This window comes from Vogesella alkaliphila (assembly GCF_014652475.1).
Taxonomy (GTDB): domain Bacteria; phylum Pseudomonadota; class Gammaproteobacteria; order Burkholderiales; family Chromobacteriaceae; genus Vogesella; species Vogesella alkaliphila.
The window spans coordinates 31670-55393 of the sequence record NZ_BMYW01000007.1 but is presented as its reverse complement, the minus strand read 5'-3'; the positions used below and the strand labels follow the sequence as shown (position 1 = coordinate 55393).

At 66.6% G+C, this 23724-nt stretch carries 23 protein-coding genes and 1 tRNA gene; 12 read left to right on the top strand and 12 right to left on the bottom strand.

Features of this window, described 5'->3' with window-relative positions; translation table 11 throughout:
* The first annotated feature begins 35 nt into the window (after positions 1-35).
* The 4 genes from tadA to IE100_RS11475 all read left to right on the top strand — a co-directional run bounded on the left by tadA (position 36) and on the right by IE100_RS11475 (position 2888).
* Positions 36-779, top strand: a complete 744-nt coding sequence (gene tadA / locus IE100_RS11490; RefSeq protein ID WP_189374351.1) for a tRNA adenosine(34) deaminase TadA — start codon at positions 36-38, stop codon at positions 777-779.
* Positions 779-1393 carry a L,D-transpeptidase gene (locus IE100_RS11485; RefSeq protein WP_189374349.1) on the top strand — a complete coding sequence of 205 codons (615 nt, stop codon included), beginning with the start codon at positions 779-781 and terminating at the stop codon, positions 1391-1393. The genes tadA and IE100_RS11485 overlap by 1 nt, the downstream gene beginning before the upstream one ends.
* Positions 1394-1395: 2 nt before the next feature.
* Positions 1396-1812, top strand: a complete 417-nt coding sequence (locus tag IE100_RS11480; protein WP_189374347.1) for a DUF2721 domain-containing protein — start codon at positions 1396-1398, stop codon at positions 1810-1812.
* Between the two features lie 404 nt (positions 1813-2216).
* Entirely contained in the window at positions 2217-2888 is a 672-nt protein-coding gene (locus IE100_RS11475; RefSeq protein ID WP_189374345.1) for a GntR family transcriptional regulator, read from the top strand.
* 58 nt (positions 2889-2946) lie between these two features.
* Here the strand turns inward: IE100_RS11475 and IE100_RS11470 are convergent, their stop codons facing one another.
* On the bottom strand, positions 2947-3441 hold the full coding sequence (locus IE100_RS11470; RefSeq protein ID WP_189374343.1) for a dihydrofolate reductase: 495 nt from the start codon (positions 3439-3441) through the stop codon (positions 2947-2949).
* On the bottom strand, positions 3438-4232 hold the full coding sequence (locus IE100_RS11465) for a thymidylate synthase (RefSeq protein ID WP_189374341.1): 795 nt from the start codon (positions 4230-4232) through the stop codon (positions 3438-3440). The genes IE100_RS11470 and IE100_RS11465 overlap by 4 nt, the downstream gene beginning before the upstream one ends.
* Before the next feature lie 132 nt (positions 4233-4364).
* On the opposite strand from IE100_RS11465, the gene flhB reads away from it, so the two are divergent.
* Genes flhB through IE100_RS11435 form a run of 6 tightly spaced genes read left to right on the top strand, consistent with a single transcriptional unit; the run spans position 4365 to position 11447 of the window.
* On the top strand, positions 4365-5528 hold the full coding sequence (flhB, locus tag IE100_RS11460) for a flagellar biosynthesis protein FlhB (RefSeq protein ID WP_189374339.1): 1164 nt from the start codon (positions 4365-4367) through the stop codon (positions 5526-5528).
* A gap of 24 nt (positions 5529-5552) precedes the next feature.
* Entirely contained in the window at positions 5553-7634 is a 2082-nt protein-coding gene (gene flhA, locus IE100_RS11455; protein WP_189374337.1) for a flagellar biosynthesis protein FlhA, read from the top strand.
* 6 nt (positions 7635-7640) lie between these two features.
* The gene (gene flhF, locus IE100_RS11450) at positions 7641-9065 is read left to right on the top strand and encodes a flagellar biosynthesis GTPase FlhF (protein ID WP_189374336.1); all 1425 of its coding nucleotides are present in this window, start codon (positions 7641-7643) and stop codon (positions 9063-9065) included.
* Positions 9062-9925, top strand: coding sequence for a MinD/ParA family ATP-binding protein (locus IE100_RS11445; protein ID WP_229800354.1), 864 nt, complete (start codon positions 9062-9064; stop codon positions 9923-9925). Before flhF ends, IE100_RS11445 begins: the two co-directional genes overlap by 4 nt.
* A gap of 2 nt (positions 9926-9927) precedes the next feature.
* The gene (locus IE100_RS11440; RefSeq protein ID WP_189374334.1) at positions 9928-10668 is read left to right on the top strand and encodes an RNA polymerase sigma factor FliA; all 741 of its coding nucleotides are present in this window, start codon (positions 9928-9930) and stop codon (positions 10666-10668) included.
* Between the two features lie 29 nt (positions 10669-10697).
* Positions 10698-11447 (top strand): flagellar motor protein, encoded by a 750-nt coding sequence (locus IE100_RS11435; RefSeq protein ID WP_189374332.1) that lies wholly within the window; start codon positions 10698-10700, stop codon positions 11445-11447.
* Positions 11448-11571: 124 nt separating this feature from the next.
* Here the strand turns inward: IE100_RS11435 and IE100_RS11430 are convergent, their stop codons facing one another.
* From IE100_RS11430 to IE100_RS11390, 9 genes are all read right to left on the bottom strand, one after another.
* Complete coding sequence (locus IE100_RS11430; RefSeq protein ID WP_189374329.1) at positions 11572-12768, bottom strand: tryptophan--tRNA ligase; 1197 nt, start codon at positions 12766-12768, stop codon at positions 11572-11574.
* Between the two features lie 34 nt (positions 12769-12802).
* The gene (locus IE100_RS11425) at positions 12803-13441 is read right to left on the bottom strand and encodes a site-2 protease family protein (RefSeq protein ID WP_189374327.1); all 639 of its coding nucleotides are present in this window, start codon (positions 13439-13441) and stop codon (positions 12803-12805) included.
* A gap of 18 nt (positions 13442-13459) precedes the next feature.
* Positions 13460-14080 (bottom strand): L-threonylcarbamoyladenylate synthase, encoded by a 621-nt coding sequence (locus IE100_RS11420; RefSeq protein WP_189374325.1) that lies wholly within the window; start codon positions 14078-14080, stop codon positions 13460-13462.
* A 3-nt stretch (positions 14081-14083) separates the two neighbouring features.
* Positions 14084-14956 (bottom strand): 3',5'-nucleoside bisphosphate phosphatase, encoded by an 873-nt coding sequence (locus IE100_RS11415; RefSeq protein ID WP_189374323.1) that lies wholly within the window; start codon positions 14954-14956, stop codon positions 14084-14086.
* Between the two features lies 1 nt (position 14957).
* Complete coding sequence (locus IE100_RS11410; RefSeq protein ID WP_229800353.1) at positions 14958-15155, bottom strand: oxidoreductase-like domain-containing protein; 198 nt, start codon at positions 15153-15155, stop codon at positions 14958-14960.
* A complete protein-coding gene (locus IE100_RS11405) occupies positions 15152-15367 on the bottom strand; it encodes an RNA-binding S4 domain-containing protein (protein ID WP_189374321.1) in 216 nt (71 codons plus the stop codon). Before IE100_RS11405 ends, IE100_RS11410 begins: the two co-directional genes overlap by 4 nt.
* Positions 15368-15568: 201 nt before the next feature.
* Positions 15569-16111, bottom strand: coding sequence for an AAA family ATPase (locus tag IE100_RS11400; RefSeq protein ID WP_229800352.1), 543 nt, complete (start codon positions 16109-16111; stop codon positions 15569-15571).
* A 275-nt stretch (positions 16112-16386) separates the two neighbouring features.
* Positions 16387-17385, bottom strand: coding sequence for an asparaginase (locus tag IE100_RS11395; protein ID WP_189374318.1), 999 nt, complete (start codon positions 17383-17385; stop codon positions 16387-16389).
* Between the two features lie 107 nt (positions 17386-17492).
* Positions 17493-18815 carry a sodium-dependent transporter gene (locus IE100_RS11390; protein ID WP_189374316.1) on the bottom strand — a complete coding sequence of 441 codons (1323 nt, stop codon included), beginning with the start codon at positions 18813-18815 and terminating at the stop codon, positions 17493-17495.
* Between the two features lie 386 nt (positions 18816-19201).
* Between IE100_RS11390 and IE100_RS11385 the strand changes: the two genes are divergently transcribed.
* Positions 19202-19275 (top strand) — tRNA-Gly (locus tag IE100_RS11385).
* Positions 19276-19317: 42 nt separating this feature from the next.
* Entirely contained in the window at positions 19318-21486 is a 2169-nt protein-coding gene (locus IE100_RS11380) for an AsmA family protein (RefSeq protein ID WP_189374314.1), read from the top strand.
* A gap of 248 nt (positions 21487-21734) precedes the next feature.
* Here the strand turns inward: IE100_RS11380 and IE100_RS11375 are convergent, their stop codons facing one another.
* On the bottom strand, positions 21735-23702 hold the full coding sequence (locus tag IE100_RS11375) for a monovalent cation:proton antiporter family protein (RefSeq protein ID WP_189374312.1): 1968 nt from the start codon (positions 23700-23702) through the stop codon (positions 21735-21737).
* Positions 23703-23724: the final 22 nt, after the last annotated feature.

Below are 23724 nucleotides of genomic sequence, written 5' to 3'. Positions count from 1 at the left end.
CCAACCTCAAGGTTGGCCGCAACCGTCTGGATAACATGACCGCACCCCTGCCCTCCCCGCCGCTGCCCCCCGCTGCCATCCGCTGGCTGCACGCGCTGGACATCACCGATCGCCCGACGCTGGCGCAATACGGCGCACCCCGCGCCTATGCCCTGCTCAAGGCCGGCGGCCACACCGTGACGCTGAAGCTGCTGTACGCGCTGGAAGCCGCAATCCGCGGCGTGCACTGGTCGCAACTAGACGACGACGACCGCCTGCGGCTGCGCACGGAACTGGACCAATTGCCGCCGCAGCGCCCGCTGCCGCCGCTGGCCGAGCGCCAGCGCTTCATGGCGCTGGCGCGCGAACTGGCAGAGCAGGCCGCGATGGAGGGCGAGGTGCCGGTCGGCGCGGTGGTGGTCAGGAACGGCGAGGTGATCGGCCGCGGCTACAACCGGCCTTGCGCCAGCCACGACCCGTCGGCGCACGCCGAGATGCTGGCGCTGCGCGACGCTGCGGCCAACCTTGGCAACTACCGGCTGGCCGGCTGCCAGCTCTACGTCACGCTGGAGCCGTGCCCGATGTGCAGCGGCGCCATCCTGCACGCGCGCCTCAACCACGTGCTGTTCGGCGCCTATGACGCCAAGACCGGTGCCGCCGGCAGCGTGCTGAACCTGTTCGCCGAGACTAAACTGAATCATCAGACCGCCATCGACGGCGGCATCGACGCCCAAAGTTGTGCCGGCCTGCTGGCCGACTTTTTCCGCCAGCGCCGCCACACCGCCAGGAAGGAAGCGTGATGAAACGGCTATTGCTACTGCTGCTGTGCTGCAGCGGCAGCCTCGTCGCCAGCCCGGCAGACTTCATCCTGCAGCAGCAGGACGGTCCGCTGGTGGCCGCCCATGCCAACCGCCTCAACCCCGGCCAGCCGTGGCTGCACGTCAGCGTCGCCGAACAGTCGCTCACCCTCTACGACGGTCGCGGCCTGCCGCAGAAGCGCTACACCGTGTCCACCGCCAAGAACGGCGTCGGCGAGCGCGTCAACAGCTACCAGACCCCGCGCGGCTGGCACCGCGTGTGCGAACGCATCGGCGACGATGTCGCCCCCGACACCATCATCTACCGGCGCAAGGTGACGCCGTGGAAGTACACACCGCAACTGGCCGCCGAATACCCGGACAAGGACTGGATCCTGACCCGCATCCTGTGGCTGTGCGGCCTGGAACCGGGCAAGAACCAGGGCGGCGAGGTCGACAGCTACGACCGCGCCATCTACATCCACGGCGCCGGCCAGCACGTGCCGTTCGGCACGCCGACCTCGCGCGGCTGCGTGCGCATGCGTAACGAAGACGTGATCGAACTCTACAACCTGACCGCCAACGGCATCGACGTGCTGATCAGCGAAGAAAACTAGCCATGCTCAACCTGACCACCCCGGCCCTGCTGTTCCCGGCCATTTCCCTGCTGCTGCTCGCCTACACCAACCGCTACCTGGCCCTGGCCAGCATCATCCGCAACCTGTACGACGACTATCAGCAGACTCCCAGCGACAAGCTGGTCCGGCAGATCGGCAACCTGCGCCGCCGCATCGCGCTGATCAAATGGATGCAGAGCATGGGCGTGGGCAGCCTGTTCCTGTGCGTGGTGGCCATGTTCCAGATCTACACCGGTTGGCCGCAGGCGGCGCAGATCACCTTCGGCACCAGCCTGCTGCTGCTGATCAGCTCGCTGGGCATGTCCTTGCTGGAGCTGCGCATGTCGACCGACGCACTGAACATCCTGCTGTCCGACCTGGTCGCCGCCGAGCGCGCACGCGACAAGAACCCGCACTGACGCGGCGGGCTCGCAAAAAAAAACCTCCCCAGCCTGCTGGGGAGGTAACACCCGTGTCGTACCTGCAAGGTTCCCGATGGAACACGCAATAACAAGCGACGTTATTGCTCTTGAAGCAGCTGTCTCAACCATTTCCTTGCGAGCCACTTATGATGTTAGCCCCTCATGATCCTCGCCCGGCCCTGATTTAAACAAGCGTTTGAACTGTAAAATGAGGTGGGTTTTCGCGCAAGTGCTTTTTGGCCGCAACGCCGAAAACGGGTGATTTTGCAACACGCGGCACTTGCTGCACTGCCGCACGGGAATGCCGGTTTGATGCTAGAATGCGGATACCGTCCGATTGCCGGACAATATAAAGTTTACACTGCGTGCCGCAACGCCCCCCGAATTCATCAGGAGCTTTAATGAGCTTCAAGGCCAACGATTCCCTCACCGAACAGATTGCCCGCTTTCTCGGCAACCAGATCATCACCGGCAACATGCTGCCCGGCGAACGCATCCAGGAACTGCGCATCGCCGCGGAACTGAACGTCAGCCGCGGCTCGGTGCGCGAGGCCTTGCTGATCCTGCAGCGCCGCCATCTGGTCGACATCTATCCGCGTCGCGGTGCCATCGTCGCCAGCATGACCGCTGCCGACGTGCGCGACTTCTTCGAGCTTTGGTTCGTGCTGCTGGAGCAGGCGGTGTCGCACCTGGCGCACAACTGGCAGAACGACGACCTCGCCGACTTCTTCGAACTGATGACCGCGCTGGGCGAGTGCAACCGCAACGACGATCTCGACGGCTTCTACCGCCACGGCGTCAGCTTTCTCGGCGCCCTGTACCAGCACGCCGGCAACCGCTACCTGGCGCAGACGCTGCACGACCTGCTGCCCTTGTCGCAGCGCTGCCTGTTTGCCATCCTGCGCGCCGGCAAGAGCCGCATCGAACAGACCCACGACTTCCTCGACGGCCTGCTGCAGGCGATCATCGCCCGCGACCAGCCCCGACTCTGCCACATGGTCCGGCAGTTCGGCCACGACTACAGCCAGCTGGCGCAAGCCTCGGCCACGGCGCTCGGCGCCGACGGCGGCTAAGCCGCAGCGACCATGAAAAAGGCGGCCTCGCGGCCGCCTTTTGCTTGCTCACGCCGCGTCAGGCACGGCGCAGGTAGTCGACGAAGCGGTACACCAGCCCGTTGGCCGCGGTCTGCGCCGGCTGCGGCGTAGCCAGCCACTCGTCGTCGCACCACGCCGGGAACGTGGCGTCGCCGGCGACCTCCAGCTCGATATGGGTCAAGCGCAGCCGGTCCGCCCGCGGCAGCGCCTGGCGGTACAGCTCGGCGCCGCCGATCACGCACACCTCGTCAACGTTGGCCGCAAGCGCCAGCGCCTCGTCCAGCGAGTGCGCCACCGCCACGCCCTCGTGCTGCCAGTCCTGCTGGCGAGTGATCACGATGTTCAGCCGCCCGGGCAAGGCACGGCCGATGGAGTCGAAGGTCTTGCGTCCCATGAGCACCGGCTTGCCCAGCGTCACCGCCTTGAAGTGTTTCAGGTCTTCCGGCAGATGCCACGGCAGGGTGTTGTCGATGCCGATCACGTTGCCGCGTGCCATTGCCGCGACCAGGGTCAAGGTTGGCCGCACGCTCATACCGCCACCTCCGCCTTGATGTGCGGATGCGGGTCGTAGCCTTCCAGCGTGAAGTCTTTGAACGTGAAGGCGAACAGGTCGTTGACCTGCGGGTTGATGCGCATCACCGGCAGCGGCCGCGGCTCGCGGCTCAGCTGCAGGCGGGCCTGCTCGAAGTGGTTGCTGTAAATATGCGCGTCGCCCAGCGTATGCACGAAGTCGCCCGGTTTCAGGCCGCACACCTGTGCCACCATCATGGTCAACAGCGCGTAGCTGGCGATATTGAACGGCACGCCGAGGAAGATATCGGCCGAGCGCTGGTACAGCTGGCAGGACAGCTTGCCGTCCGCCACGTAGAACTGGAACAGGCTGTGGCACGGCGGCAGCGCCATCTCGTCCACCAGCGCCGGGTTCCACGCCGACACCATCAGCCGGCGCGAATCCGGGTTGCGGCGGATCATGTCCAGCACATTGCTGATCTGGTCGATATGGCGGCCGTCCGGCGCCGGCCAGCTGCGCCACTGGTAGCCGTATACCGGGCCGAGGTCGCCGTTGTCGTCGGCCCATTCGTCCCAGATGCGGACGCCGTTCTCCTGCAGGTAGCGGATATTGGTGTCGCCGGACAGAAACCACAGCAGTTCGTGAATGATGGAGCGCAGGTGGCACTTCTTGGTGGTCACCAGCGGAAAGCCGGCGGCAAGGTCGAAGCGCATCTGGTAGCCGAATACCGAGCGCGTGCCGGTACCGGTGCGGTCGGACTTGTCCACGCCGTGCGCCAGCACGTGCTGCATCAGGTCGAGATACTGTTTCATGTAAAGCGCCAGTCAATTGAATGCGCCAATTCTACCCTCAACCGCACGGCCACTCCATCGCGCGACACAAGGGCAAATGCGCTACCATCGCGCATCGTCCATCACTAATCCACAGGGTCACCTTGCAGCATCATGGCTGACGACTCAGACAAGGAAGACCGCACCGAGTCACCCTCGGCGCGGAAACTGGAACAGGCGCGCGAGGACGGCAACGTCCCGCGATCGCGCGAACTGAACACTTTCGCCGTCACCATGGCAGGCTTGGCCCTGCTCATCGCCACCGGCGGCCAGCTGTTCACCGCCATGAAGGAGAGCATGATCGCCTGGTTCACGTTCAACCAGGAGAGCCTGCGCGATCCGCTGGTCATCATGGAGCGGCTGCGGCAGAGCGTACAGGACACCCTGCTGGAAATGGCGCCGCTGCTGGGCGGGCTGTTGCTGGTGGCGGCGCTGACGCCGCTGCTGATCGGCGGCTGGAACTTCACCAGCAAGGGCTTCATGCCCAATTTCGGCAAGCTCAACCCGCTCAGCGGCATCAAGCGGCTGTTCTCGGTCAATGCCGCTACCGAAGGGCTGAAGGCGGTGCTGAAAAGCGCGCTGATCGGCGGTGTGGCCACCTGGACCATCTGGAACGAGCGCGACGAGCTGATGGGGCTGATCAGCATGCCGCTGGATGGCGCGCTGTTGAAGCTGGTGGCGCTGATGGAGCACACCTTTCTGGTGGTGGTCGGCGCCATGCTGCTGCTGGTGGTGCTGGATGTGCCGTTCCAGCTGTGGCAGTACCACAAGAACCTGCGCATGACCAAGGAAGAGGTGAAGCAGGAATACAAGCAGCAGGAAGGCTCGCCCGAGGTCAAGGGCCGCATCCGCCAGCTGCAGCGCGAGGCGGCACGCAAGCGCATGATGCAGGAGATCCCCAACGCCAACGTAATTGTGACCAACCCGACTCACTATGCCGTTGCATTCAAGTATGATGAAGAGATGGCCGCGCCGGTGCTGATCGCCAAGGGCAGCCTGAAGCTGGCCGAACGCATCATCAACGCCGGGCAGGAACACCGCATCGCCATCCTGCGTGCGCCCAGTTTCGCCCGTGCGCTGTACTTCAACGTCGAGCTGGGCGAGCAGATTCCGTCGCAGCTGTATACCGCCGCCGCGCAAGTGCTGGCCTATATCCACCAGCTGAAACACTTCGAGCAAAGCGGCGGTCTGGCCCCGGTGTTCCCCGACCAGCTGGACGTCCCTGCCGAACTTGACCCCGAAAGCAAACGCCAGCAACATACGCCGCCAAAAACCTAACGCAGCACGTCATCGCAACGAGGCATGAACACACTGCAGGACTTCCTGAAAAAGATTGATCTGAACACCCTGGCAGGCCCGGTCCTGATCATCCTGGTACTCGCCATGATGGTGTTGCCGTTGCCGCCGGTGCTGCTGGACATCTTCTTTACCTTCAATATCGCCGTCTCCATCATCGTGCTGATGGTGGGGATCAACACGCGCGAACCGCTGGAATTCTCCTCCTTCCCCTCGGTGCTGCTGATCACCACCCTGCTGCGCCTGTCGCTGAACGTGGCCAGCAGCCGGGTGATCCTGCTGGAAGGCCATAACGGCTCCGGCGCCGCCGGCGCCGTGATCGAATCCTTTGCCCACTTCCTGATCGGCGACAACGTCACCATCGGTATCGTGGTGTTCATCATCCTCACCATCATCAACTTCGTGGTGATCACCAAGGGTGCCGGCCGTATCGCCGAAGTGTCGGCCCGCTTCGCGCTGGACGCGATGCCCGGCAAGCAGATGGCGATCGATGCCGACCTCAACGCCGGCCTGATCGGCGAGGACGAGGCGCGAACCCGCCGCGCCAAGATCGGCGAAGAGGCCAACTTCTTCGGCTCGATGGACGGTGCCTCCAAGTTCGTGCGCGGCGATGCCGTGGCCGGCATCATGATCATCGTGATCAACATCGTCGGCGGCCTGATCATCGGCATCGTGCAGCACGACCTGCCGGTGGCCGCCGCCGCCGAAACCTATACCCTGCTCACCATCGGCGACGGCCTGGTGGCGCAGATCCCGGCGCTGATCATCTCCACCGCCGCCGGCATGGTGGTGGCGCGGGTCGGCACCGAAAAAGGCCTGTCGGAACAGCTGCTGGGGCAGATGTTCGCCAACCCGACGGTGCTGTACCTCACCGCCGCGGTGATCGGCATGCTGGGCCTGATCCCGAACATGCCGCACGTCGCCTTCCTGATGATCGCCGCCATCCTCGCCGGCAGTGCCCGCTGGCTGGAAATCAGCGCTGCGCGCCGCGCCACGCAGCCGGCCGAAATCGAGGTGCTGCCGCCGGCGGTGCTGGACCAGCCGCTGACCGAAGTCAGCTGGAAAGACGTGCAGCCGGTCGACGCCCTCGGGCTGGAGGTCGGCTACCGCCTGATCCCGCTGGTCGATCGCGAGCAGGACGGCGAGCTCTTGCGCCGCATCCGCGGCATCCGCAAGAAGATGGCGCAGGAACTCGGCTTCCTGGTGCCGCCGGTCCACATCCGCGACAACCTGGAAATCCGCCCCAACGCCTACCGCATCCTGCTCAAGGGTGTGGAAGTGGGCAGTGGCGAGGCCTTCGTCGGACAATTCATGGCCATCAACCCGGGCCAGGTCAGCGGCGAGCTGCAAGGCACCCCGACCACCGACCCGGCCTTCGGCCTGCCGGCGATCTGGATCGATGCCAGCCGCCGCGACGAGGCGCAGACGCTGGGCTATACCGTGGTCGACGCCAGTACCGTGGTCGCCACCCACCTGTCCAACCTGCTGCAGACCCACGCCGCCGAGCTGCTCGGCCGCGAGGAAGTGCAGGCACTGATCGACCACCAGGCCAAGGAAGCGCCGAAACTGATCGAGGACCTGGTGCCGAAGGTGGTGCCGATCGGCACCCTGCAAAAAGTGCTGCAGCAGCTCCTGACCGACGGCATCCACCTGCGCGACTTCCGCACCATCATCGAGACGCTGGCCGACCACGTCGGCGTCACCGCCGACATCGACGAGCTGACCTCGGCGGTGCGTACCGCGCTGTCGCGCGCCATCGTGCAGCAGCTGTTCCCCGGCGAGCAGGAGCTGCCGCTGATGACGCTGGACCCGCAGCTGGAAGGCATCCTGCTGCAGGCGGTGCAGAGCAAGGGCGGCGGCCTGGAGCCGGGCTTGGCGGAAAACCTGCTGGCCAATGCCGCGGAGCAATCGGAACAAGTCGAAAACCAGGGCTTTAATCCCGTATTATTGACCCCACCGGCATTACGGCCTTTGCTGGCACGCTTTCTGCGGCGCGCACTGCCGCAGTTACGCGTGATTTCGCATAATGAAATACCGGACAGCAAATCCATTCGTATAATTGCGGTGATCGGGGGGAGCAAAAGCTAACGCATCATGGTGGTCAGAAAGTTCTACGGCAAAACAACACGGGATGCGCTACGCCAGGTTCGCGAAGAACTGGGCGCCGACGCGCTGATCCTGTCCAACCGCCCTACCCTGGGCGGTGGCGTAGAGATCATGGCTGTCGCCGATGCCGATGTTTCTGCGCTGGCCACCACTCTGACGCCGCCGTCGCAGCCGAAACACCCGCCGCGCAATGCGCCGACTCCCACGCCGGTGCCGCCTGCCCCCGCCGCTAGCGGCAGCATGAACCGCGCCATCGCCCGCACCTACGCGATGCCGGTGGAGCCGCTGGAAGCGCCGGCCGTGCCGACCCCGCCGCCGCCGCAGGCGAAAGCCAGCGCCGAACCGAAACCCTTCCTCGCCCACGTGCAGGACAACAGCCCGCCACCCAAGGCGGCGCCACAGCCACAGGCAGCTCCCCGGCCTGCGGCCAACGTTGCCAGCAACAGCGACGCCGAGCGCGAGCAGATGGCGCAGGAGCTGAAACAGATCGGCGACGAGATCAAGCAGCTGCGCAGCCTGCTGCAGAGCCAGCTGGCCGGCTTCGCCTGGTCGGACATGGAACAGCGCACGCCCAACCGCGCCGAGCTGTTCCGCCACCTGCTCACCGCCGGCTTCAGCTCGACGCTGATCCGCCAGCTGACGCAGAAGCTGCCGCCGCAGTACGAAGGCGACGTCGCGCAGAAGTGGGCGCGCTCGGCGCTGATCCACAACCTGAAGTGCATGGACCCGCAGCACGACCCGATCGAGCGCGGCGGCATCTACGCGCTGGTCGGCCCCACCGGCGTCGGCAAGACCACCACCGTCGCCAAGCTGGCCGCCCGCGCCACCATGCGCCACGGCGCGCAGAACGTGGCGCTGATCACCACCGACACCTACCGTATCGGCGCCCAGGACCAGCTGCGCATCTACGGCAAGATCCTCGGCGTGCCGGTGTTCTCGGTGCAGAACGAGGGCGACCTGCAGCTGACGCTGGCCGATCTGGCGCAGCGCAGGATCGTGCTGATCGACACCGTCGGCATGGGCCAGCGCGACGCGCGGGTGCAGGCGCAGCTGGACATGTTCAACCAGACCGGCCGCCCGGTGGAGCGCCTGCTGCTGCTGGCCGCCAACGCCGACGGCCACACGCTGGAAGACGTGGTGCGCCACTACCGCGGCGACGGTCTCGCCGGCGCCATCCTGTCCAAGATCGACGAGGCGCTGATGCTGGGGCCGGGGCTGGACGTCGTCATCCGCCACCGCCTGCGCCTGTTTTACGTCACCAACGGCCAGCGCGTGCCGGAGGACATCCACGCCGCCCACGCCGAGCTGCTGATCGACCGCGCGCTGCGCGCCGCGCAGCTGGCCTCGCCGTTCAATCCGGAAAGCGATGAAATGGCGATGCTCAATGCCGCGCAGTCCGGCTGGCTGTCATGAGCGTGCAGGATCAGGCCTCCGGGCTGCGCCGCCAGGCGCTGCACGACTACCCGCCCTCCTTTGCCTTTTTCGGCGCCGACAAGTGCGGCCAGAGCAGCGTCGCCGGCGAACTGGCGGCGGCGCTGGCGTTGCAGCGGCAACGCCCGCTGCTGATCGAGCACCGCAACGGCCAGCAACTGGCGCGCCGCCTCGGCCTGCCGGCCGCCGGCACGCTGGGCAGCGTCGCGGTGAGCCTCGGCGATCTCAACGAATTGATGGTCAGCAACCGTCACGGCCTGACCCTGGTCAACCTCGCCGCCAGCGTCGACGAGCGCACGCGGCTGTCGCCGCGCATCTGGCGCCGCCTGATCAACGAGTTCGCGTCGGTGGAACAGGACGCGGCGCTGCTGCTGCTGGACACCCCGCCGCTGGGCGAAGACCCGGGCCCCTGCTGCATCGCCGACAACCTGGTGCTGGTGCTGACCCCGTCCTCCGACAGCCTGATGGGCGGCTACGCGCAACTGAAGCGGCTGGCACAGGACTACGCGCGCCGCCGCTTCAACGTGCTGGTCAACCGTGCGGCCAACTTTGACGAGGCGCAGGCGATCTTCAGCCGCCTGCAGCGCGTGGCCGGCGACTACCTGCCGGTCGGCCTGCGCTGGGTCGGCTTCGTGCCGGATGACAACACCATCAGAAAGAGTCAGACTTTACGGCGCCCGGTGGTAGAGGCGTTTCCGGACAGCGAGGCCGCGCACGCCTACCTGCAGCTGGCGCAGATGCTGCCGCAATGGCACGCGCCCGACGACGACACCCCGCGCGGCAGTTATCTCGAACATCTTTTAATGACAAGCAAAGCGCTTGCAGATTTGACAGGTCATTAAATATGGCAGTAGCAAACAAGTGGCAGGCCTATCAGCAGCACAGCCAGCGCGACACCATCGACATCAACCAGCACGCGCCGCTGGTCAAGAAACTGGCCAGCCTGATGATGGCGCGCCTGCCGGCCAGCGTCGACATCAACGACCTGATCCAGGTCGGCACCATCGGCCTGATCGAGGCCGCGCGCCAGTTCGACAGTGCGCAGGGCGTACAGTTTGAAACCTTCGCCAGCCAGCGCATCCGCGGCGCAATGCTGGACGAGCTGCGCCGCGAGGACTGGCTGCCGCGCCAGGCGCGGCGCAATGTACGCCAGATCGAAAGCACCATCCACCAGCTGGAACAGCAGCTGGGACGCAGCCCGGCGGAAGGCGAGATCGCCGACAGCCTGTCCATGCCGCTGGCGGAGTACCAGGCGATGCTGGCGGAGTGCAAGGGGCTGACCCTGGTGCACTTCGAAGACTTCCACGACGACGAAGGCAATGGCAGCAGGCAGATCGACAACATCGCCGACGCCGACGCGGCCACGCCGCTGGACAGCCTCGCCGACGAGCATTTCCGCGGCGCGCTGATCGACGCCATCAAGCAGCTGCCGGAGCGTGACCAGCTGGTGATGAGCCTGTACTACGAGCAGGACCTCAACCTGAAAGAAATCGGCGCCGTGCTGGGCGTCTCCGAATCCCGCGTCTCGCAGCTGCACAGCCAGGCCATCGCCCGCCTGCGCACGCGCCTGCGCGACTGGACCTGAACCCGCCACACCTACGGAAACCATAGCCTGTGGATAAAATCAGCCTCATTGCCATCATCGGCGGCCTGACCGCCATCCTGGCCGGACAAGCACTGGAAGGCGGCCATATCGGCTCGCTGATCCAGGTCACCGCCTTCCTGATCGTCATCGGCGGCACCTTTAGCGCGGTGATGCTGCAGTCGACGCCCAAGCAGTTCCTCACCGGCCTGCGCATGGCCGGCTGGGTGCTGCGCCCGCCGGTGCACGACCAGGAAAAGCTGATCCGCGACCTGGTCAGCTGGAGCCAGGCGGCGCGGCGCGGCGGCCTGCTGTCGCTGGAAGGCTATATCAACAACCAGAAGGACCCGTTCGTGCGCAAGGGGCTGCAGATGCTGGTCGACGGCGCCGAGCCGCAGATCATCCGCGACGTGCTGGAGACCGAGATCGGCATCTTCGAGCACGCGCGCAAGCAGGCGGCCAAGATCTGGGAGTCCGCCGGCGGCTATGCGCCGACGATGGGCATTCTCGGCGCGGTGCTGGGCCTGATCCACGTGATGGAAAACCTGTCCGACCCGTCCAAGCTCGGCGGCGGCATCGCGGTGGCCTTCGTCGCCACCGTGTACGGCGTCGGCATCGCCAACCTGTTCCTGCTGCCGATCGCCAACAAGCTGAAAAACCTGATCAGCCTGGAGGTGAGCCTCAAGGAGCTGACGCTGGAAGGCCTGATCGCCATCGCCAACGGCGAGAACCCGCGCATCATCGAGGCGCGCCTGCGCAGCTTCCTCGGCCTCAACGACTGAGGCGCCCGGTCACGACATTGCGGCCAAGCTTGTGCCGCATGCCGACAAAAACCCCCGCCGGTTTCCACCGACGGGGGTTTTGCCTTGCAAGGTTGGCCGCAACGATGGCGACCTGTGGCGGCTATCAGTAACCCAGCCCCATCGCCTCGCGCACTTCCTTCATCGTCTCGCGCGCCACCAGTTCCGCCTTGTGGCAGCCCTCGAACACGATCTCCTTGACCAGGTTCGGGTTGGCCAGGTACTTCTCGGCGCGTTCGAACATCGGCTGCTGCTCGCGCACCACCGCCTCGATCACCGGCTGCTTGCACTCCAGGCAGCCGATGCCGGCGCTGGTACAGCCGGCTTTCACCCACTCTTTGGTGTCGTCGCCGCTGTACACCTCGTGCAGCTGCCACACCGGGCACTTGTCCGGGTTGCCGGCGTCGGTGCGGCGCACGCGGGCCGGGTCGGTCGGCATCGCGCGGATCTTCTTGCTGACGTCTTCCGGCGTCTCGCGCATGGTGATGGTGTTCTTGTACGACTTGGACATCTTGTTCCCGTCCAGCCCCGGCATCTTCGACGCCGCGGTCAGCAGGGCCTCGCTCTCCGGCAGGATGATCTTGCCCTTGTTTTCCAGATAGCCCTGCAGCCGCTCGCGGTCGCTGTTGCCCAGGTTCTGGCTGGCGGCCAGCAGCTCGCGCGCGGCCAGCAGCGCCTCGCCGTCGCCGTCCTGCAGGTAGCGGGTACGCAGCTGCTCGAACTGCTTGCCGGCCTTGCCGATCTTCTTCACCGCCGCTTTTGCCAGCTCCTCGAAGTTCGGCTCGCGACCGTACAGGTTGTTGAAGCGGCGCGCCACTTCGCGCGTCAGCTCGATGTGCGGCACCTGGTCTTCGCCGACCGGCACCAGCCCGGCCTTGTACACCAGGATGTCGGCGGCCTGCAGCAGCGGATAGCCAAGGAAGCCGTAGGTGGCCAGATCCTTGTGGTTCAGCTTGTCCATCTGGTCCTTGTAGGTCGGCACCCGTTCCAGCCAGCCCAGCGGCGTCACCATCGACAGCGCCAGGTGCAGCTCGGCGTGCTGCGGCACCTTGGACTGGATGAAGATGGTGGCCTGTTCCGGATCGACGCCCGAGGCCAGCCAGTCGATCACCATTTCCCAGATCGACTTCTCGATGATGGCGACTTCGTCGTAGTTGGTGGTCAGCGCGTGCCAGTCGGCGACCATGAAGTAGCAGTCGTGGCGGGTTTGCAGCTCGACCCAGTTCTTGATCACGCCGTGGTAGTGGCCCAGGTGCAGGCTGCCCGTCGGGCGCATGCCGGAAAGAATGCGGTTGGCAAACATGGTGTGTCGGGTTCCGTGAGTGACAGGTTAAGGCTCAGAGCAAATAGCCGAGCAGCTCGTAAACCATGGTGGTAAAGGGGCGCAGGATCGGGGACAGCAGGCCGGTGAACACCAGCGCCAGCAGGATCCACATGCCGTACGGCTCCAGGCGCGAGAAGCGGTAGGCCAGCGGGCGCGGCAGCAGGCTCTCCACGATGCGGCCGCCGTCCAGCGGCAGGATGGGCATCAGGTTGAGCACCATCAGCACCACGTTGATGACGATGCCGGCCTGGCTCATCAGCGCCAGCGGCCGGCTGTAGTCGTTGTCCATCACGATGGCCAGCTTGAGCAGCAGCACCCACAGGATCGCCATCAGCAGGTTGGCCGCGGGGCCGGCGGCCGCCACCCAGCGCATGCCGCTGCGCGGGTCGCGCAGCGCGCCGAAATTGACCGGTACCGGCTTGGCCCAGCCGAACAGGAAACCGCCGAGCACGACCGACAACAGCGGCAGCAGCACGGTGCCGACCGGGTCGATGTGCTTCAGCGGGTTGAGCGTCATGCGCCCCATCATGTAGGCGGTGGCGTCGCCGAGGCGCTTGGCGGCGTAGGCGTGGGCGGCTTCGTGCAGGGTGATCGCCAGCAGCACCGGCAGCGCGTAGATGGCGATCTTCTGGATCAGGTTCAGTTCTTCCAAGAGGGTTTCCTTGTCGGGTTACAGGCCCAGCAGTGCCGGGTCGCCCTTGCCGCGGCGGATCAGCTCGATGCCGTCTGTCATGTCGATCACGGTGGTCGGCTCGGTGCCGCACCAGCCACCATCGATCACCAGATCGACCAGATGTTCCAGCCGTTCGCGGATTTCGTAGGGGTCGGTCAGCGCCTCTTCGTCACCGGGCAGCAGCAGGGTACAGGACAGGATGGGCTCGCCCAGTTCCGCCAGCAGCGCCAGCGTCACCGGATGGTCCGGCACGCGCAGGCCGATGGTGGCACGCTTGGGGTGCAGCGTGCGCTTGGGCACCTCGCGGCTGGCCTGCAGGATGAAGGTGAAGCTGCCCGGCGTCGCCGCCTTCAGCTGGCGGAACTGCGCGTTGTCCACCCGCGCGTAGTTGGCCAGCGCCGACAGGTCGGCACAGACCAGGGTCAGGTGGTGCTTGAGGTCGAGCTGGCGGATCGCCAGCAGCCGCTCCATCGCCTTCTTGTCGCCCAGGTGACAGCCCAGCGCGTAACAGGAGTCGGTGGGATACACCACCACCCCGCCGTCGCGGATGATCTTGGCCGCCTCGCGGATCAGCCTCGCCTGCGGCGTTTCCGGGTGGATCATGAAAAATTGCGACATCGGCTACTCCTCAACGTTGGCCGCAGCGCGGTGGATGCGTGGCGCCAGCGCCTGCCAGATCGGCTGGCAGATCGGCGGCAGGTCGGTGGTGCTGCCGACATCGCGCCCGCCCTCGCCCGGGGCGTGGAAATCGCTGCCGGCGCTGGCGTACAGGCCGTGCTTCTGCGCCACCAGCGCGAAGCGCAGCATGTCGTCCAGGCTGTGGCTGCCGCTGACCACCTCCAGCGCCTCGCCGCCGGCGGCCTTGAAATCGGTCACCAGCCGCTCGATCAGGGTGCGGCCCATGTCGTAGCGGCCGGGATGGGCGATCACCGCCATGCCGCCGGCCGCCCGGATCCAGCCGACCGCGTCTTCCAGCGTCGCCCACTCGTGCGCGACGTAGCCGGGCTTGCCGGTGGTCAGGTATTTGCGGAACACGCTCTTGACGTCCTTCACCTCGCCGCTTTGCACCAGGTAGCGGGCAAAGTGGGTGCGGCCGATCATCTCCGGATTGGCCGCCAGCCGCATCGCGCCGTCGAACACGCCGGGGATGCCGATCCGGGCCAGCGACTCGCCCATCTGCCTCGCGCGCTCGACGCGGCCATCGCGGATGGACTGCAGCCCGGCGCACAGCGCCGCGTTGTCCGGATCGATGCCGAGGCCGACGATGTGGATGGTGTGGCGCGTGTTCCACGTGACCGAAATCTCCACCCCGTCGAGGAAATCGACGCCGGCGGCCAGCGCCGCGGCGCGCGCCTCGGCGAGGCCGGCGGTGCAGTCGTGGTCGGTCAGCGCCAGCAGGCTGGCCTCGCGCGCCGCGGCACGCAAGATCACCTCGGCCGGCGGCAGGCCGCCGTCGGACGCGGTGGAATGAAAGTGCAGGTCGATGCTGGCCATGTCAGTTACCCGCCTTGGCCGCCGCCTGGCGTACCGCTTCGCGCGCCTGCCAGTCGGCGAGTTGCTGACGATAGACCTGCACCGCCGCATTGTAGGTGTCCCACACGCAGGGATCGCAGCCGCTGCCGCAGCACATGTCGTCCGTCGGCGCTTCCGGCGCCTCCGGCATCGGGTCGAACACGTCGTCGCTCAGGCTCACGCCGCGACCACCTTGATCTCGAAGCCGTCGCCGGACACCACCTGCCCGGCGCGGATCTTGTTGGTCTTGCGCAGCTCGACCTGGCCGTCGACCAGCACATTGCCGTCGGCGATGAACTGCTTGGCGATGCCGCCGGTCTCCATGATGCCGGTGGTCTTGAGCAGATCACACAGCGCGATGTATTCACCGCGCAATTCGAAGATTTCGTTCATGTTTTTCACACTGTCTTTTGACAGCCTTGTGAGTGGCCTGTGCATAAGCGGCACAAGTCATTGATCAAATTAACCATTTTCAGGCTGCCCATTTTTTGGGCAGCCACGCCGGACTTTCCACACCGCGACGGGACAGGGCTGTTGAGTGGCTGTGGACAAGCAGCACAAGCCCCTGATCAGACAGGGAAAAGCCGCGACTGTTCAAAAATTGGGCAACTGCGGTAGCCACGGCTGCAGTGCGCGCCACGCTGCGGCCAACCTTGCCTGCCGCGTCCCGGCCAGCAGCCGCGGCGTGACGCCGGCGTCGGCCAGCGCCTGCCGGTACAGGCCGAACAGCCAGTCGCGCTGCTGCGGATGGCTGCGCAGCGGGTCCGCCTGCCACGGGATGTCGGGACAGGCCAGCAGCGTCACCGCGTAGTCCTGCGGCCGGTCCAGCGCCAGCAGCGCCGGCTCGGCCTTGCCAAACGCCACCTCGGCCCAGATGCGGCAGGTCAGCACCGTGGTGTCGCACAGCAGCACGCGGGCGCCAGCGGCCGCCGCGGCTTCGGCCGCCAGCTGGCCGCGGGCAATCGCCAGGATGTCGGCGGGGCTGACGTGGTAGGCGCGCGCGGCGTAATACTCGCGCGCGTACTCCGGCACCCACGCGGCGGCGATGCCCTGCGCCTGCAAGGCGGCACACAGCCCGGCGGCCAGGGTGCTCTTGCCGCAGCACTCCGGCCCGACAATGGCAAGCCGTAACGGCACGGGATAAGTCGGCAACATAAGCTGCCATTATACGCTGTGCACCGGCCGCACGGAAAACGCCCACACGCTGCGGGGACAGCCGTGTGGGCGTCATGTGTACGCGCTGTGGAAAACTGCGCTAACTGGCTGACGGCAAAGGGCAAGTTGCACGCTGCACAAAAAACAGGCAGCAACGGCGATTTACCCACGGCCAGGCTGCATAGCGCTGTGGGCGGCCTGTGGACAAATACCGCAAGCCCTTGATCTGGCAGCAGGAAAAAGCCTGCGCCCGTTTTTTAGGCAGCCGGCGTCAGCTCGCCGCGGCAGTCCTCGGCCAGCCGCGCACGGATCTCGGCCGGGCTCAGCGACTGCGACAGCAGCCACAGCAGCTTGGCTTGCGCCGCCTCCGGCGTCATGTCGCCACCGGCCACCGCGCCGGCCTGCGCCAGCGGCTGGCTGGCGGCGTAGGCGCCGACCGCTACCGCGCCGCGCACGCACTGCGTCAGGTTCAGCACCACGCAGCCCCGGGCGCTGGCAGCCTGCACCCCGGCCAGCAGCTCGGCGTCGGCCGGCGTGTTGCCGTTGCCGTAGCTGAGCAGGATCGCCGCGTCGGGCGTGTCCTGCGCCAGCCAGCGGCCGAACGCCGCCGCCATCGCGCCGGGCAGCAGCATGCCGCAGCGGATGTCGGGGCTGGCCGGCAGCTGCGGCCGGAACGGGCCGCTGGCCTGACGCCAGCCGGCGCGGTGCCACTGCGGCTGGATGCCGAACTGCGCCAGCGGCGCCGCGTTGGGGCTGTCGAAGCCGGCAAAGCTCGCGGCGTCCAGCTTGCGTGCGCGCACGCCGCGCAGCAGCAGGCGGTTGAAGCTGATCGCCACCTCGTGCAGATCGCCCTGGCAGGCGGCCTCGATCGCGTCGGCGAGGTTGCCCCAGCCGTCGCTGCGCGGGTGCACCAGCGGCAGCTGCGAGCCGGTGACCACCACCGGCTTGGCCAGCCCCTGCAGGCAGAACGCCAGCACGCTGGCGGTGTAGGCCATGGTGTCGGTCCCGTGGATCACCACGAAGCCGTCGAAGGCGTCATGGTTGGCCGCAATGTCGGCCACCAGCCGCTGCCAGTCGCCCAGCGTGATCGCCGACGAGTCCAGCAATGGCGTGTACTCGCGCACCTCCCAGCTCACCCCGTCGCGCGCCAGCCGCGCCAGCTGTTGCGGCAGGAAACCGGGCACCGGCGCCAGCCCCTCGGGGGTGTGGTCCATGCCGATGGTTCCGCCGGTATAGAGAATGAGCAATCGCTTCATCACAGAGACTCCTGACAACAATGACTACATGATAGGCGTCGCCCGCGGCGGCGGGCGGACGGAAAAACGGCGTGGCTCCGTGCCGGAGGCCACGCCGCGGGGGCTGTTTACAGATTGTGCACCAGGATGCCGGCAATCAGCGCCGGCGCCACGTAGCGGCAGAAACCGCGCATCGCCCGCAGCCAGGCCGGCACCCGCGCGCCGGCGGACAATTCGGCCTCGATCACCGGCCACACCTTCCAGCCGACGAAGATCGCCAGCAACACCTCGCCCACCGGCATCAGCAGCTTGGAGGTGAGGAAGTCGAGCAGGTCGAAGAAGCCGAGGCCGAACACGGTGTACTCGCTCCAGATGCCCAGCGACAGCGACGCCGGGATGCCCAGCAGGAACACCAGCAGCGACACGCCCAGCGCCGCCGCCTTGCGGCCAACCTTGAACTCGTCGATCACGAAGCTGACCACCACCTCCAGCAGCGACACCGACGAGGTCAGCGCCGCCACCAGCAGCAGGAAGAAGAACAGCACCGCGAACAGCTGGCCACCCACCATCTGCGCGAACACCGCCGGCATGGTGATGAAGGTCAGGCCCGGGCCGGCCGACGGATCGAAACCGAAGGCGAACACCGCCGGCAGCACCATCAGGCCGGCGAGGAAGCAGGTCAGCACCGTCAGCGCGATCACCCACAGCGAGGAGCTGAGCAGGTTGGCTTCCTTGTCCACGTAGGAGCCGTAGGTGATCATGATGCCCATGCCCAGCGACAGCGAGAAGAACGCCAGCCCCATGGCATCGACCAGCATGGTGCCGGTGACCTTGGAGAAGTCCGGGGTCAGGAAATACAGCAGACCGTCCACCGCGCCCGGCAGGGTCAGCGCGCGCGCGATCAGCACCAGCATCAGCACGAACAGCGCCGGCATCAGGAATTTCGACAGGTTCTCGATGCCCTTCTGCACGCCGCCGATCACCACCGCCAGCGTCAGGCCGGCAAACAGCCCGTGATACACCAGCGGCAGCGCCGGATCGGTGATGAAGCCGTTGAAGATATTGCCCAGCACCTTGGCGTCGGAAGTGAGGATCTCGCCGCCGAAGGACTTGCCGATGTAGGCGATGGTCCAGCCGCCGACCACACTATAGAAGGAGTAAATCAGGAAACACACCAGCACGCCGACGAAGCCGACCAGCGGCCAGCGGCCGCCGCGCAGATCGCGGAAGGTGCCGACCGCGCTGTTGCCGGCGGCGCGGCCGAGGGCCATTTCGCCCATCATCAGCGCCAGGCCGACACTGAGACAGATCAGGAAGTAAATCAGCAGGAACGCCCCGCCGCCGTTGGTCGCGGCCACGTAGGGAAATTTCCAGATTGCGCCCAGGCCGATGGCCGAGCCGGTTGCTGCAAGGATGAAACCGAGGCGCGAGCCCCATTGAGATCTAGCCATACACCACTTCTTTTCAAAAACGGAACGAAAACCGCCGGCGGATAGCCGGCTGCGCAAGAAACCGCCGGGTCGGTGAACCGGGCGGCTCGTCTGGCGCTCGTTGCAGCCGCCGACCGGCATGATTGCTGCCGGTTGGCGGATGACTGCAGCCGGGTAGGCTGTCCGTCGCGGACCAGGCAGGCGCAGTACCGGTTGACTGCGCGCCGCCGCCCGCTCAGGAAAGAACGCATGGCCTTGTCAGTAAAGCCACGACCGCCCGCGGCCATGTCGGCCGGGGCGGTCCTGTATACGGAATACAATCGGCGAAAATACCATGTCTGGCGGCGCAGGGGAACCGGCGCATTGCAAGGCGCAGCCGCTATGCGTATACTCTGCGCTCGCCTTGTGCGGGTGTAGCTCAATGGTAGAGCAGAAGCTTCCCAAGCTTACGACGAGGGTTCGATTCCCTTCACCCGCTCCATGACCGCCCTCCCCCTTTTGACCGCCCCAGAACCGCACGCCCATGAACTGGAACTCCGGCCGGCTATGGCTCAAAATCTCCGTCTATACGTTGCTGACATTGGGCATCCTGTTCGTTGCCATCCTGACGCTGTTCTTTACCCGTTTTGACGCCGACAGCGCGCGCCGCAACCTGGAGCGCTCGCTGGCCGACAGCGGCCGCACGCTGAGCATAGGCGGCACCATTTCGCCGATGCTGCTGCCGTCGCCGGGGCTGAAGATCAGCGAGGTGCGCGTCAGCGAACAGGACGGCAGGACGCCGTTCGCCCACGTCGCGCAGATCGAGGCGCGGCTGGCGTGGCTGCCGCTGCTGTTCGGCCGCCTGGAAATCACCCATGTCGCGCTGCACGACGCGCAGCTGACCGTGGTGCGGCAGACCGACGGTAGCCTCAACTTCGCCGACCTGCTGCGCAACCGCCCGTCGAGCAAGTTCATGTTCAACCTCGACTCGCTGGCCATCAACGGCACCCGGCTGGAATACCAGGACCGCGTCAACGGCCAGCTGCTGAAGCTGGAAGACGCCAGCCTGCTCGCCGACGAGCTGCGCGCCAATGCGCAGATGGCCTTCGGCGGCCGCCTGCAAAGCGGCGGCCGGCTGGTGAACCTGTCGCTGACCGCGCCGTTCACCCGCAACGACGACCAGATCGACATCCCGCAATTCAACGCCACCGCCATCAGCAGCAGCGAGGAGCTGGGCGAGATCCGCGTCAATGCCAGCGGCAAGCTGCAGCTGAACCTGGCCACGCTGCTGGCACAGGGCGAGACGCTGAAGGTCGGCATCGACACCACCAAGCCGGGCAGCCACAGCGAGATCCTGATCCCCACCGTCAGCGCCAGCCTCAGCGAGCTGAGCACGCCGGCGGCCAGCCTCAGCGGCAACATCAGCTACCAGCGCACGCAGTACCGTTTCAGCAGCCGGCTGGCACAGCTGCAGCTGAACCAGAACGGCCTGTTCGCCGCCAGCAGCAACAACGACTTCTCGTGGAGCGTCGGCCCGCACTCGCTGAACATGGTGGTGCAGGCGCCGTTGAAGCTGGCCCAGTTCAGCCTGCTCAACATGAGCCCGCTGACGCTGTCCGCCCACCTGAAAACCCCGGAGCTGCCGCGCGGCCAACTGCGCGCCACGCTGCAGGGCGCGCTGGAAGGCGACCTCGCCGACAGCCGCCTCAACCTGCGCGTCAGCGGCGAGCTGGACGGCGCCAAGCTCGCCTCCACCATCACCCAGTACGGCTTCGTCGCGCCGCGCCACGAGGCGACGCTGTCGATCGGCAAGCTCGACCTCAACCGCTACCTGCCGGAGCAGAAGGCAGAGCAGGCGGTGGCGCTGTTCCAGAACGACAAGCCGTTCCGCCTCGACTGGATGGACTTCATCAATGTGCAGGGCAAGCTCGCCATCGGCGAGCTTGCGGTCGGCAATTTCCGCATCAACGGCATCAACGCCGACGTCACCGGCACCCCGCAGCAGCTGCAGCTGGACAAGCTCACCGCCGACATCTACGAAGGCCACCTCACCGGCAGCGCCACGCTGTTCCGCGAGCGCGTGCCGCGGCTGACGCTGCAGCAGGAGCTGACCGGGATGCAGATCCGGCCGCTGATGCTGGACCTGTTCGCCTTCAGCCGCATCGAGGGCAGCGGCAACGGCTGGGTGCAGCTGGAGGCGAAGGGGCAATCGCTGCAGGCGCTGCGCAACACCCTCAACGGCAAGGTCGCCGCGCGGCTGGAGCGCGGTGCGCTGACCGGCATCGACCTCGTCGCCGCACTGCGCGACCTGCCCGGCGAGAGCGAACGCTGGAGCGGCCCGGTCAGCACCGCGCCGGACCAGAAGACCACCTTCTCCGCGCTGTCGGCGCAGTTCGAGCTGCAGGACGGCGTGGCGCGCAACCAGGACATGAAGCTGGCGTCGTCGCTGGTCAATGTCCGCGGCAGCGGCAAGTTCGACCTGACGCAGAGCATCATCGACTACACGCTGGACGTGCAGGCCAACCCCAGCGCCTTCGCCAGGCTGGGCGGCATCAGCATCCCGCTGAAGATCACCGGCCCGCTGCAGCAGCCGGTGTACTCGCTGGACTTCAACGCCATGGTCAAGGGCAAGAAAACCGAGGGCGAGAAACAGCAGGTGCTGAAGCAGGAACTGGGCAAGCAGATCACCAGCATCCTGCCGGGCAAGCCGTAGCCACAAGCGGTGCGGGCACCGGATGGCGGCCAACCCTGAGGGTTGGCCGCAGTGCCTTGCACCGCCGGCAGAGGCGTCCCCCGCCCCGGCACCCTGACGCCTGCCGGCACCGCCACTGGCGACGAGCCGGCATCCCCGCCCTTCCCACCTCCGCACACCGTCAAACTCCGCGCCGCGCGAACCCCAAAAACATTGCGGCCAACCTTGACGTCAAGGTTGGCCGCAATCCGGCAACAGTCCGCACGCCACTAACCCTGCAACAGCAGCGCCTCCGCCTGGGCCAGCGCCGCCGGCCGGCCGAGCAGCACCAGCACGTCGCCTTCCTGCAATTCCGAATCCGCCCCCACGTGGGCGAGACGGACGTTGCGGCGGCGGATGCCGCGCACCCCGACGCCCAGGCTGTCCAGCTTCACCCCGCCCAGCGGCATGCCGATGGCGTGGGCGCCGGCCACCAGCTGCACGCTGAGCAGGCGCGGCTGGTCGCTGTCGTCGATGCCGTCCAGCTCGTCGCTGGCGCCGCGGAAGAAGCCGGTGAACAGGCTGTAGCGCTGTTCGCGCACGGCGCGGATGCGGCGCAGCACGCGGCTCATCGGCACCTCCATCACCATCAGCGCGTGCGAGGCCAGCATCAGGCTGCCCTCCATCACCTCGGCCACCACCTCGTCGGCGCCGGCCTCGCGCAGGCGGTTGATGTCGGTGTCGTCGATGGTACGCACGATCACCGGCAGGTCGCGACGCACCTCGTGCACCATGTGGATGATGCGCTCCGAGGCGTGGGTGTCGGCAAAGGTGATCACCACCGTCTTGGCGCGCATCGCGCCGGCCGCCATCAGCACCTCGCGCTTGGCGGCGTCGCCGAACACCACCGGGTCGCCCGCCTCGCCCGCCTCGCGCACCCGCTCCGGGTCCATGTCCAGCGCGAAAAAGGAGATGCCCTCCGCCTCCAGCAGCCGCGCCAGCGACTGCCCGCTGCGGCCGTAGCCGCAGATGATCACGTGTTCGTCCTTGGCCATGCTCTGCACCAGTATCTGGTGCAGGTCCACCGCCTGCAGCGCCCAGTCCTGCCGGATCAGACGGCTGCAGATGCGCTCGGCGTGCTGGATCAGGAACGGCGCCGCCAGCATCGACAGCACGATCGCGGCCAGCGCCGACTGCTCCACCGGCGACGAGATCAGGCCCAGGTTGCCGGACAGCGCCAGCAGCACGAAGCCGAATTCGCCACCCTGCGCCAGCGCCAGCGCGCCCTTCAGGCTGTCCCGCGCGCGCTGGCCGAACAGCCGTGCCAGCAGGAACACCACCGCCAGCTTCACCGGCAGCAACAGCAGCAGCATCACGCCGATGTCGCCGGCGCGGTCGAGCAGCACGCCGATGTCCAGCTTCATGCCGACGGTGACGAAGAAGAAGCCGAGCAGGATGTCGCGGAACGGCTTGATGTCCTCCTCCACCTGGAAGCGGTACTCCGTTTCCGAGATCAGCATGCCGGCGACGAAGGCGCCCAGCGCCAGCGACAGCCCGGCCAGCTGGGTGAGGAAGGCGATGCCCAGCGTCACCAGCAGCACGTTGATGGTGAACAGCTCGCCGGAACGCTGCCGCGCCACCAGGTGGAACCATGGCCGCATCAGGCGCTGGCCGAACACCAGCAGCAGGCTCATCACCGCCACCACCTTGAGCAGCGCGAGGCCCAGATCCGTCCACAGGCTGTCGGAGTTGGCCGCAAACGCCGGCAACAGGATCAGCAGCGGCACCACCGCCAGGTCCTGGAACAGCAGCACGCCGATCGCCAGCTGGCCGTGCGGCTGCGCCATTTCCAGGCGCTCGGACAACAGCTTGCTGACGATGGCCGTCGACGACAGCGCCAGCGCGCCGCCGACGGCAAAGCCGGCCAGCGGGCTGCCGGTCAGCCACCACACGATGGCGCCGATCAGGAACAGGGTCAGCACCACCTGCGCCAGGCCGATACCGAACACCAGCTGCCGCATCGCCTTCAGCTTGGCCAGCGAGAACTCCAGCCCGATGGAGAACATCATGAACACGATGCCGATCTCGCCGAGGAACTCGGTCTCCTCGCCCAGCGGGATCAGGTTCATCACGCCGGGACCGGCCATGAAGCCGACCACCAGATAACCCAGCATGGGTGGCACGCGCAGACTGCGGCACGCGGTCACCGCCAGCACGGCGACCAGCAATACCAACACGATGGGAGACAGGGAGTGCATCGGAAAAACGGCTCCAGATAGG

Coding starts and splice junctions, on each gene's coding strand:
- IE100_RS11465 (WP_189374341.1), bottom strand. CDS start 4,232: ATGAAACAGTATCTCGACCTGATGCAGCACGTGCTGGCGCACGGCGTG.
- IE100_RS11375 (WP_189374312.1), bottom strand. CDS start 23,702: ATGCACTCCCTGTCTCCCATCGTGTTGGTATTGCTGGTCGCCGTGCTG.
- tadA (WP_189374351.1), top strand. CDS start 36: ATGACCGCACCCCTGCCCTCCCCGCCGCTGCCCCCCGCTGCCATCCGC.
- flhA (WP_189374337.1), top strand. CDS start 5,553: ATGAACACACTGCAGGACTTCCTGAAAAAGATTGATCTGAACACCCTG.
- IE100_RS11380 (WP_189374314.1), top strand. CDS start 19,318: ATGAACTGGAACTCCGGCCGGCTATGGCTCAAAATCTCCGTCTATACG.
- flhB (WP_189374339.1), top strand. CDS start 4,365: ATGGCTGACGACTCAGACAAGGAAGACCGCACCGAGTCACCCTCGGCG.
- IE100_RS11440 (WP_189374334.1), top strand. CDS start 9,928: ATGGCAGTAGCAAACAAGTGGCAGGCCTATCAGCAGCACAGCCAGCGC.
- IE100_RS11445 (WP_229800354.1), top strand. CDS start 9,062: ATGAGCGTGCAGGATCAGGCCTCCGGGCTGCGCCGCCAGGCGCTGCAC.
- IE100_RS11430 (WP_189374329.1), bottom strand. CDS start 12,768: ATGTTTGCCAACCGCATTCTTTCCGGCATGCGCCCGACGGGCAGCCTG.
- IE100_RS11485 (WP_189374349.1), top strand. CDS start 779: ATGAAACGGCTATTGCTACTGCTGCTGTGCTGCAGCGGCAGCCTCGTC.
- IE100_RS11420 (WP_189374325.1), bottom strand. CDS start 14,080: ATGTCGCAATTTTTCATGATCCACCCGGAAACGCCGCAGGCGAGGCTG.
- IE100_RS11390 (WP_189374316.1), bottom strand. CDS start 18,815: ATGGCTAGATCTCAATGGGGCTCGCGCCTCGGTTTCATCCTTGCAGCA.
- IE100_RS11475 (WP_189374345.1), top strand. CDS start 2,217: ATGAGCTTCAAGGCCAACGATTCCCTCACCGAACAGATTGCCCGCTTT.
- IE100_RS11480 (WP_189374347.1), top strand. CDS start 1,396: ATGCTCAACCTGACCACCCCGGCCCTGCTGTTCCCGGCCATTTCCCTG.
- flhF (WP_189374336.1), top strand. CDS start 7,641: ATGGTGGTCAGAAAGTTCTACGGCAAAACAACACGGGATGCGCTACGC.
- IE100_RS11395 (WP_189374318.1), bottom strand. CDS start 17,385: ATGAAGCGATTGCTCATTCTCTATACCGGCGGAACCATCGGCATGGAC.
- IE100_RS11415 (WP_189374323.1), bottom strand. CDS start 14,956: ATGGCCAGCATCGACCTGCACTTTCATTCCACCGCGTCCGACGGCGGC.
- IE100_RS11470 (WP_189374343.1), bottom strand. CDS start 3,441: ATGAGCGTGCGGCCAACCTTGACCCTGGTCGCGGCAATGGCACGCGGC.
- IE100_RS11405 (WP_189374321.1), bottom strand. CDS start 15,367: ATGAACGAAATCTTCGAATTGCGCGGTGAATACATCGCGCTGTGTGAT.